We start from the raw sequence: 10,107 nt of genomic DNA on the forward strand, positions 1-10,107 counted from the left end.
GCCTAGCGATTATGAAAAGGGAACGACTTTTGAGTATTTTGTAAAATATTACTTTCTACTACATAAAGACTTATATTCTATTGAAAACGTTTATATGAGAGATGAAATACCAGAAAAAGAGGAATTTAAAAAACTACTGAAACTGGAACATAAAGACCATGGTGTAGATGGTATTATAGTTAGAAAAGATGGGAAAATCATTGCTTATCAAGCAAAATTCAGATCCAACCGATTATCTCCAACTTATCGAGAATTAGCTACTTTTTGGACTGAATCAGAGTATGCTGATTTTAGATTAATTATAGCTAATTCATTTGAATTACCCCCAGCAACTGAACGTCGGAAACATCAAATGGTCGTATTAGCTGAAACACTGGATTTATTAGATGAACTATTTTTCTCAAATATGAGAAGTTTAATTGAAGGTAAAGAGCCAATTCAAGTGAAACCACCCGAGCCACGTGATTATCAAAAACTAATTATCAAAGATGTTATTAATGGATTTCAAAATCAGGATAGAGGGAAATTACTTGCAGCTTGTGGTTCAGGAAAAACACTTGTATCTAAGTGGATTAATGACTCATTGAAATCAAAGCATACGTTATTTATTGCCCCATCCCTTTCACTAATTAAACAAACTCTCGAAGAATGGACCAGCAAAACTGTAGAGCCTTTTACTTTTTTAGCTGTTTGTAGTGATCAAACTGTTGTTAACGATTTAGAAGACGATAAGATTACTTTAAAAGTGAATGAAGTAAACTTCCCAGTTACTACTGATCCAAAAGAAGTTAAAGACTTTTTAGAAGCTGAAACAGAACTTTCAAAAGTAATATTTAGTACATATCAGTCTTTAGATGCAATTACAAATGCATTATTGAATGAAAATTTCGAGTTTGACCTTGCAATTTTCGATGAATCACATAGAACAGCTGGTACCAAAGATTCATCCATGTTCGTATATGCCTTAGATGATAAATTTATTCCGATAAAGAAACGATTATTTATGACTGCTACTGAAAGAATTGTCACACCGAGAATTAAAAAATTCGCTGAACAAGCTGGAGTAGAAGTATTTTCAATGGATGATATTGAAAAGTACGGAAAGACTTTTTCAGAGCTTAACTTTGGAACAGCAATTCAAAAAGATATTATTGCTGATTATAAAGTAATAGTTTGTGCAATGGAGGAAAATGAATTATATGCACTTGCAAAAGAAAACCATTACGTGCAAGTGGATATAGAAGATGAAACAAACTCTACTACAATTGATAATTTAATGAAACAAATTATTCTAGCTAAAGCGATTAATGAATTAGGTATTAAAAAGGTGATTTCATATCACAGTAAGGTTGATTCTGCATATAAATTTGTAAATGGAAGTAATCAACAACTTTCATTAAATGATGTATTTTCACAAACATCTCCTCATATAAAAGATTCAGAGCTTTATTTTAATCATGTTAATGGAAGTATGAGTTCTGGACAAAGAAAGAAGATACTTTCTTCATTTGCATCAAGTGATTACGGACTTGTATCGAATGCTAAATGTCTTACAGAAGGTGTGGATGTACCAGCTGTAGATGCGGTTTATTTTGCAGACCCTAAAGATTCAACAATTGATATTATTCAGGCAGTTGGACGAGCTCTTAGAAAAAAACAAGGTGAACAAAAAACTTCCTACATCTTAATACCTGTAATTCTTCCAAGTAATGAAACTGGATTTAGTGGCCTTAGAACTGATCTTTTTGATACGCTACATAGTGTTGTTCAAGCTTTGAGAAATCAAGACGAACAGTTAGCTCAGGTTATTGATCAGGTGAATTATGAAATTGGTACAAATAAGAACTCCCCCAGCAAAGGAAGAATTAATAAAGGGCTACAAGAAAAAATCACTGTTTTAGCACCCAATAAGCTAAATATTAAAGATTTCGAGAGTTCTATACAATTTAGAATAGGGGAAATTAATAAAAAAGCTGATAATACAGAACTAAAATATAAATTTGGAATAAAGAAGGGTGACCGTAAAGGTAGTATTAAAAGAGTATTTACATCGATGGGCGACTATAATATGGATGCTTATATGAATTTAGTTTTCCCGACATTAGAAAAGTTCTCTTCAGAAACTGATGTCAAATTAGGAAGTGATCTTAAATTTAATAACAATAATGTTTCTCATACTTATCGTTTAGGTGCGATTGAGAAAATGTCAAAAAAAGAATATAGATTAACCCCTGTGGGAATGGAGTTATTAGCAAACCCTTCAAAGGCAAAGGCGATTTTTCAACAGCAATTATTAAAATATCATATAGTAAATGCTGAAAATGGTGAAGTATTATTCCCTTATCGAGCATGGTTTGAGACAATGAGAAAAGTTCCTTTCCTACGAAAACTTGAATTCATCTATTGTTTATATTCGTTAAAAGATACTAGACCTGAAACTATTGAGTTAGCTATCGAGCAAATGTTATATCTTCAAGAGACATATATTAATCCAGAGATACTTAGCGAAAGTAACAAAGAAAAAGTATTAGAAATGTTGAATAAAAAATTCGAAATCGAATTGGATTTTAAAGATGTTTGGTCTTCAAGAGGAACATCATATAACCAATTTAACTATTTTAAAAAACATTTGTTGAACTTTGATAATGTTTTCCAAGAAGGAGCAATAAAACATGTACTAGAAGTCATTCCTGGCTCACAAGTAAATATTCATAATCTATTGCATGAAACAAAAGAGTTAGAAAAGATAGCTTATGAACAAAAGGACTATGAGTTACTTCGTCAATTGTATATATCAATGTAATGCAATAAAGAAGTCTAATTGACTTAAATATTTTTTGATGGAAAACTTCAAAAAAACTTATATGCCCAGTGTATTTTCTTATTCATTAGAAATACACTGGTTTATTTTATCCATGTGTTTTTTATTTTAAAAGAAAACTTTGTTAGGAACCTTTTCTGGGAGATGACCTAAATAATAGATTTAATAAGATAAGTGGAAAAAATCTAGATCATAAGACCCTGAAAAATGGAAATCTAAAATAATATAATACTTTATTAAGAAATTTTAATGTATACTTAAGGGAAATAGGAAAAAAGATTCAAAATTCATGTAAGTAAATGGTTTTGAGCAAATAACAGTGTAAATAGATTTATAAGAAAACATAGAAAGTAGAGGAGTTAATTTGCACATAATTAATCAGCCATTTGAAGAAAACATAGGACATTATTTAGAAAAGTTTTTAAATGAGGATTACAATAATTTTTATTTTATGGTTGCTTATGCAAAGAATAGTGGAGTGCTCAGATTGTTATCCCACATGGAGGGATTTAAAGCTAACGGAGGAAAGATAAAGGGCATTATTGGAATCGATCAATTTAACACATCGATTGAAGCAATTGAAAATTTATTGGATATATCAGATGAACTATATATTTATTATAACGAATCCCCCACTGTGACCTACCATTCGAAAGTTTATTTATTTGATAAAGAAAATAGCAGAGCACAATTATTCGTAGGATCTAGCAATTTTACTGCAGGAGGACTATATACTAATTACGAAACCAATGTATATAGCGAATTTGATTTGAAAAATCCTCAGCAAAAGGTTACAGTGAGTCAGGTATTAGACATGTTTAGTTTATATTCTGATATACAGAATAATTGTTGTAAAAAAGTAGACAAAGAGCTTATTAGTAATCTAATTTCCAAAAACTATATAAAAAGTGAAAATGATCTAAAAATAAAAAAAACTGATAAAGAGCATACTGGAGAAACTGGTAAAAACCGTAAAGAAACAAAGCTATTCGGAATTGAACGCTTTTATCCACCTACGGTTGAAAAGAAAGTACATCAAAAGAATACAAAAAATAAGAAAGTCAAAGAAATTCGAAATAATGAGTCTAAATTAAAAGAAAAAAACCGTACTTCAGCTATTAAAAGAGTGTTTACATCTTTAGGGGAATATAATTGTGAAGGCATGCGAAATAGTGTTGTACAGCCAACTCTAGATAAATTTGAAGCTAAAGATAAAACATATTCATATAAAGAGTTGTACGTGGATAATAACAATAGAAAGTACTCTTTAGATATGGGAATTATTTCTCCAAATGAGGACGGAAACTATCAATTAACAGAAATTGGTGAGATGTTATGGGAAGACATAAACAAATTCCCCGAAATTTTTCAAAATCAATTATTGAATTATTCAAAATTGAATAAGGATACCAAAGAGTTGTTATATCCATATAGAGCATTGTTTAGAGTTTTTGAGGAAATTGAAGAATTAACTAAATTGGAATTTCTTTATACTCTCTATATACTAAAAGATACAAGAGATTCATCTATAAAAACTGCTATCGAGAATATTAAAGAAATTAAAAGTAATTACCCAGATCCAGAAGCCTTAGATAAAAAAGAAAAAATAAAGGTATTAGATGAATATAACAGAAAATTCAATGTGCCTTTTGAATATGATGATGTTTGGACTACTGAGAGAACTACTTACAATCAGTTCCTGTACTTTAAACGACACTTATTATCTTTCTCAACTACTTTCATAGATGACAAGAGACGGTTCGTAATTACAAAGATAAAATAGTATTATGTACAAAAGCTAATAACGTTTACGCTTATATTATTTTTAAAAGATTTGTTATCTACTTTATTCGGAACGCTGTTATTAGACTTTCTCCCATGCTTACAACCTTTTCTATTCACCGTCTACTAAATAAGTTGTCACCTAAAAAAAGATAATACATAAAGGCTACTTATTTGATTGAATAATAATCTATACGATAAGATATATGGCACAAATAGATATAAGTATTAATGATAGACTATAAGCACACACTAATTTTTGATCTCTATATACGAATTGGTGTGTGCTGTTTGTTGATAATAGCAGTTATTTTTTGGATAACTATTATATAAATTTGAAGTTAAAATAATGAATTTTCTCAGAAAGCTAGCTGATTTACTCCAACCTCTTTATAACTTTTGCTGGGCTTCCACCTATCACTACGTTAGCTGGAACATCAGCCGTCACAACAGTTTCAGAACTAATTACAACATTATCACCAATCGTAACGCCGGGCTTAATAATAACTTTTCTCCCAATCCATACGTTATCGCCAATTATTACTGACTTTATACAATCTATTTCCGTAATATGGTCCTCTGGATTTACTAGAGCATTGTTTGTATAGATATATACACCTGGAGCCATCATACAATTCTTTCCGATAGTAACCTGTCCGGCATCTAGAATTGTACAGCCAAAATTAGCATAGAAATTCTCACCAACGTGGATGTTATAACCATAGTCACAATAAAAGTTAGATTCAATATAAATGGATTTACCCATTGAACCAAATATTTCTTTTAACAATGCTGTACGTCTTTCGTAATCTATTTTATGCGTGTCATTATATGAACAAAGAAGTCTTCTCGTTCTCTCTCTATCCTTTACTAACTTTTGGTCTGCTGAAAAATAGAGCTCACTATTAAATGTTTTGTTTTTTTCAGTCTTCATTAGTCAACTCTCCTTTTTATACATTCTCAAGGTACTCATATCAAAAATCATAACATTGATAAAATAATTAAATATTGACTACCGATATATCTTATTTTATTTCTTTTAGCTTTCAAAGGATAAGTGATAGATAAGATATTTCTGTATTTTCGATGATGTTATATCCCTGTTCTTGAAATTATTTAAAATTTTTTGCATTTTTAGATTTTCCATACTGAGAACTTATAACGTATCATCTAATTCAATTAAAATACACCTTATTCTTTTGTTTCTTTCTATTCTCTTTAGCCCTATATTTAATTTCCTAGTTGTAAGCCCGTAAATATGAGTGGGAATTTTAGTTACCATACCTTCTATTGTATAAAATGAATTGATTTCACTTAGTTCCAACGGATTTTGAGTTCATTAATACTCTCTTCAATATTGCTTGTGTCAATGAAGAACACTTTTACTACAATATTATCATCACTTGTAAAATGAATATCTTCTATATTAACCATTTCACTACTAATTGGATATAAAAGCCAAATTTCATTTGTTTTATATTTCTTTGCGTAGGCATACATCTGATACATATCAGATTGTGCTATACCGTAATTAGATCTGGGATTGTTCTCAAGAGCTTTCCATTTTGTATCTAATATAATTTTCTTACTTTTGTCCTTCTTCTCAATTACGATATCTGGCTTTAACGCAAACTGACGTTCAAAAAGATAGTAACCTTTGTCTTGTAATGAAATATTCCAATCTGTATCTGCTAAAGCTTTTTTCAAACTCCTTCCTACGTAGGCCTCAAATACTTTTTCCATGGGGAAAAGCAATGCCCTTGCAGAGGTATCACCTGAAAATGTAGTAAAGCTTTCATTTAATAAAAAAACTTTCGACCATCGCATAAGGTTTTTGTAGTCCTTCGTACTCTTATCTATAAAGACCTTAGAAAAATCCTTTTGGTAATTCTTCGAAGCATTAATATTTTCGAAATTTAATAGTAATTGACGCATTTCTTTAATATTTTTTGAACTAGCTGATATTTTTATAAGTTTGAATAGTGTGGCTTTAATCAGCCTATTCTCTGCCCTATTTACCCCAAAATCATCAAAACTCACATAAAATCTATCTTTATGAACAATATTTCTTTTTATATGTTCATTAAAAATTAATTTACCTTTATATATACTTCCATTATTTTCTGAATTATGGTATGCAGATTTTATTCCTTTCTTTATTAAATTACGAACTTCTTGAATATATAAATTAATAAATATTTCGTATAAACTCATACGCTCCAACTTTAAGCTTGTTTCATTGAATATTTCACTTGGAAAATCCTTCAAACTCCTTAACATTCGTATAAATGTACGTTTTGTATCGGTTATATTACTTTTATCAATTTTAGGTAGTATTTGAAGCTGTGTACCATTTCTCATTTGAACTATTCCTACATAATTTTTAGCACGTATTACCTTACCTATATTACGTTTTGATGCAAGAGTAAAGAATTTTATCCCGTCAGTTTCGTCATTATTGTTAAAGGTAAGAATTAAACTCTCCAACTCTAAAAAAGATTCTTGGTCTAGAAATATATAATTCTTATCCTCTTTAAAATTTTCATTACAGGTAATTGAATCATACTCTTTAACTTCTAATAATTTACCCATAAAAATATTCACTCTCTATTCATAGATTTGTACGTAGCTTTCCTCATTATAGAAAGCCTTACTTTGAATCATATACCTTTTTTCTGGTAAATCAATGTCAGGGTTACCCTTGAATATCTCTTTGACCTTTAATGATTCATCCCTAATAAATTGAAGATCAGCTTCTTTTTCATTATCACCTAAAACCAATTGTATTTTACTGTAATCCTCATAGAAGTACTCTTGCAGTAAGGGTATAATTGAGTTCTGGAAAATATCTGCTAGTTTCTCTAATGTTGGTTCTCTAAAAAGGGGTGTAAAATATGCATGTCCGATCGTATGTTCCCTGTCATATAGGAATTCAATCCTAGAATTTATGGCTTTTAGTATTCTCATAATATCTATCTTCATACCAATTTTAATATTAGCCAGTATTTCTGCTCTTGGCATCATTTCTATAAATTTAAATCTTCTTCTGAGTGCTGTGTCTAATAATGCAATGGACCTATCGGCAGTATTCATTGTTCCAAGGATAAAAACATTATTAGGCACACCAAACTCAATTCCTGAGTAGGGTAATTTTGCAGTGGTTTCTTCTGTTTCCCCAAGTCGCTTGGTTGACTCAATTAAAGTAATAAGTTCACCAAAAATCTTTGAGATATTTCCTCTGTTAATTTCATCAATGATAAACACATAGTTACTCTTATTAGCTTCAATCAAAATATCTTTATTAGCTGAGTACTTTGCAATCATGTCATTTATAGCTACCTGGTTAATTTTATCAAGACGATAAACCGTTGAACTTGTAAGGGTCGTTTCTTGATTGATTTTTAAAACATTCTCCTTTATTCCAGTTGCTATCCACTGTACATCCCTGCTTCTAGGATATCGATTCTCATCATTAAGCCACTCCGCATCTCCAGTAATAATCCCGATTCCATCAATGTGTTCTCGATCATATAGAGTAAGAACAATATCTCCTACCTTCATTTCATTCTGGAAGTAAAGGAGAATACGTTTCTCTTTTTTTGAACTAAAAATAGACTCATCCGTTAATTCTTTGTCCCTGTCTGCCCATCCTATTCGTATCCTATTATTCTTAAAGCAATCGTCTTTTATTTCATTGTTGCCACTACCTTTCAAAGAGACTTTCCAAATAGTTGGACTAGCACTTATGCCTAGTGTATTAGTTTTTATCTTAATATTCCTTGCATTATCACAGAATTTCTTAAATGTACCTGCTTCAATTTTGTATTCTAGGTTCTCAACACTTTCTTCCTCATCACTGCTAAGTATTGGCTTGATTCCCTCAATAAATTCCTCATATCCATATGATTGATGGAATGTAGTAAATGCAATTTTGCCTTCTTTCTTATATGCCTTATATCTCTCAATAACGGCCATATATTCTTCTTCACTTATTTCATCAATTGTCTTTTCTTCAACTATTGCTACGGAATAAATGACTGACTTATATGTTTTTCCAGTACCCGGAGGACCATATAGAATTAAATTTTTAGTAGAGTTGAGCATATTTTTTCTCTCTTCCTCCTCTTTTGTTTTAACGATGCTATCACCATTACTATAGGTTTTCGATGAATTGTTATCAATTAAGCTGTTATTGAGAACTAATTTATAATATGGCATAAGAGCATCTACAGCAGCTAGCATCCCATGTAAAATTCCTGTATTATCATGAAATTTATTATTAATATCGTGCCTAGTGATAACACGTGCTATTTGTACCTTTTCATAAGTTCCATTTTCAACATGTTGCTTAACCTCTTTTGTTGAAAGATCAATCTCTTTCATCTTCTTCCCAGAGTTATTACCTTTCAAAATATATATTAATTTATCGGAGGCATCTAAAATATCCCTATTTAATATCCTATGGTGCTTCACATAATCTTCTTTTTTACTTTGTGCCTCATTTAATTCAACAGAAAATTTAAATCGAGCTTCCCCATCTACTAATTCGGCAAATAAAGAAATACTTGTGGGGCTATCTTCAAACCCTTCAAGTTTTAATTGTCTCCATAAATATTCTCTTGCTTTGTTATTTCCTCCATTTAACCATTTAGAGAGACCTTGTCTTTTTAATCCAAACTGTTTCTCACATAATACTGCCATTTTTTCTAATTCCTTTACGGCACCCCCACCAGCAGCCTTTATTTCTAAGAGCTGTTGTTTAATTGAGGGATCTGCTTTCTCAGGGTTCTCGTAAGTTTGACCTCCGTACTTATCTAGATAATCTAAAATGGATATACAATTGACATCATCTACAGGAGTTTTTATATTGTCTTTAGTAAACAGTAAAGTATATTCACTGGAGATAAACTTTTTTATTTCTCTAATAGTCTTAGCACCGACGGAGGTATTGACTATCTCATCTTGATTAAAATCTGGTGCTTCCTTATTCCCATTAAACTCGCCTTGAAAGGTTAGACGTCTTGTAGAATTTTCACCTTCACGTAAGTAATTATACGTATTCTGTTTGTGGTCAGCATTACACCATTGTGAGATCCTTGCATTATCAACATTTTGACCACATAATTCTTTTGCCTTCTTTTGTATATCCTGTTGTTTAAAAAACATCTCCCCTTGCTCTCGCTTTTCTGAATTATAAAAGGTTTCGAAGGCGATAATTGCTGTTGCCAACCAAACAAAGTCTGAAACTCGATATGTATTCATTATTTCACCTTCACTTACAACAATTTTTATAGACAGTTTTTACTTTTTGAACCTTATATACTCTAAAAAAATCATATATTTATATATCTATCATTCACCTCACATCAACCTGTAATAAATCCTCTGAATTGGTATACAAGATTCACAGGTTATCATCTATAATCAATTATAAAACTTTTATGGAGTAACCATCATCAAGCTTAGAGTAGAAATACTTTAAATGTTCTTTTATATACTAATTC

General features: G+C 30.6%; 5 protein-coding genes. 2 read left to right on the plus strand and 3 right to left on the minus strand.

The features are described 5' to 3' along the window. Together ACH0CI_RS26300 and ACH0CI_RS26305 are read left to right on the plus strand one after the other, a co-directional pair. Positions 1-2,803, plus strand: a 2,803-nt coding sequence (locus ACH0CI_RS26300) for a DEAD/DEAH box helicase family protein (RefSeq protein WP_406902456.1), incomplete at its 5' end; no start/stop codon positions are given. A gap of 382 nt (positions 2,804-3,185) precedes the next feature. After that, a complete protein-coding gene (locus tag ACH0CI_RS26305; protein WP_224980664.1) occupies positions 3,186-4,604 on the plus strand; it encodes a phospholipase D family protein in 1,419 nt (472 codons plus the stop codon). Between the two features lie 375 nt (positions 4,605-4,979). Here ACH0CI_RS26305 and ACH0CI_RS26310 read toward each other — a convergent pair whose 3' ends face one another. The 3 genes from ACH0CI_RS26310 to ACH0CI_RS26320 form a co-directional block, all read right to left on the minus strand. After that, positions 4,980-5,537: a sugar O-acetyltransferase gene (locus tag ACH0CI_RS26310; protein ID WP_224980665.1), complete on the minus strand. Its 558-nt coding sequence runs from the start codon at positions 5,535-5,537 to the stop codon at positions 4,980-4,982. 380 nt (positions 5,538-5,917) lie between these two features. Next, on the minus strand, positions 5,918-7,195 hold the full coding sequence (locus ACH0CI_RS26315) for an McrC family protein (protein ID WP_406902457.1): 1,278 nt from the start codon (positions 7,193-7,195) through the stop codon (positions 5,918-5,920). Between the two features lie 15 nt (positions 7,196-7,210). Beyond that, entirely contained in the window at positions 7,211-9,865 is a 2,655-nt protein-coding gene (locus tag ACH0CI_RS26320) for an AAA family ATPase (RefSeq protein WP_406902458.1), read from the minus strand. Positions 9,866-10,107: the final 242 nt, after the last annotated feature.

It is taken from the genome of Priestia sp. 179-F W1.4 NHS, from assembly GCF_045369295.1.
GTDB lineage: Bacteria > Bacillota > Bacilli > Bacillales > Bacillaceae_H > Priestia > Priestia zanthoxyli.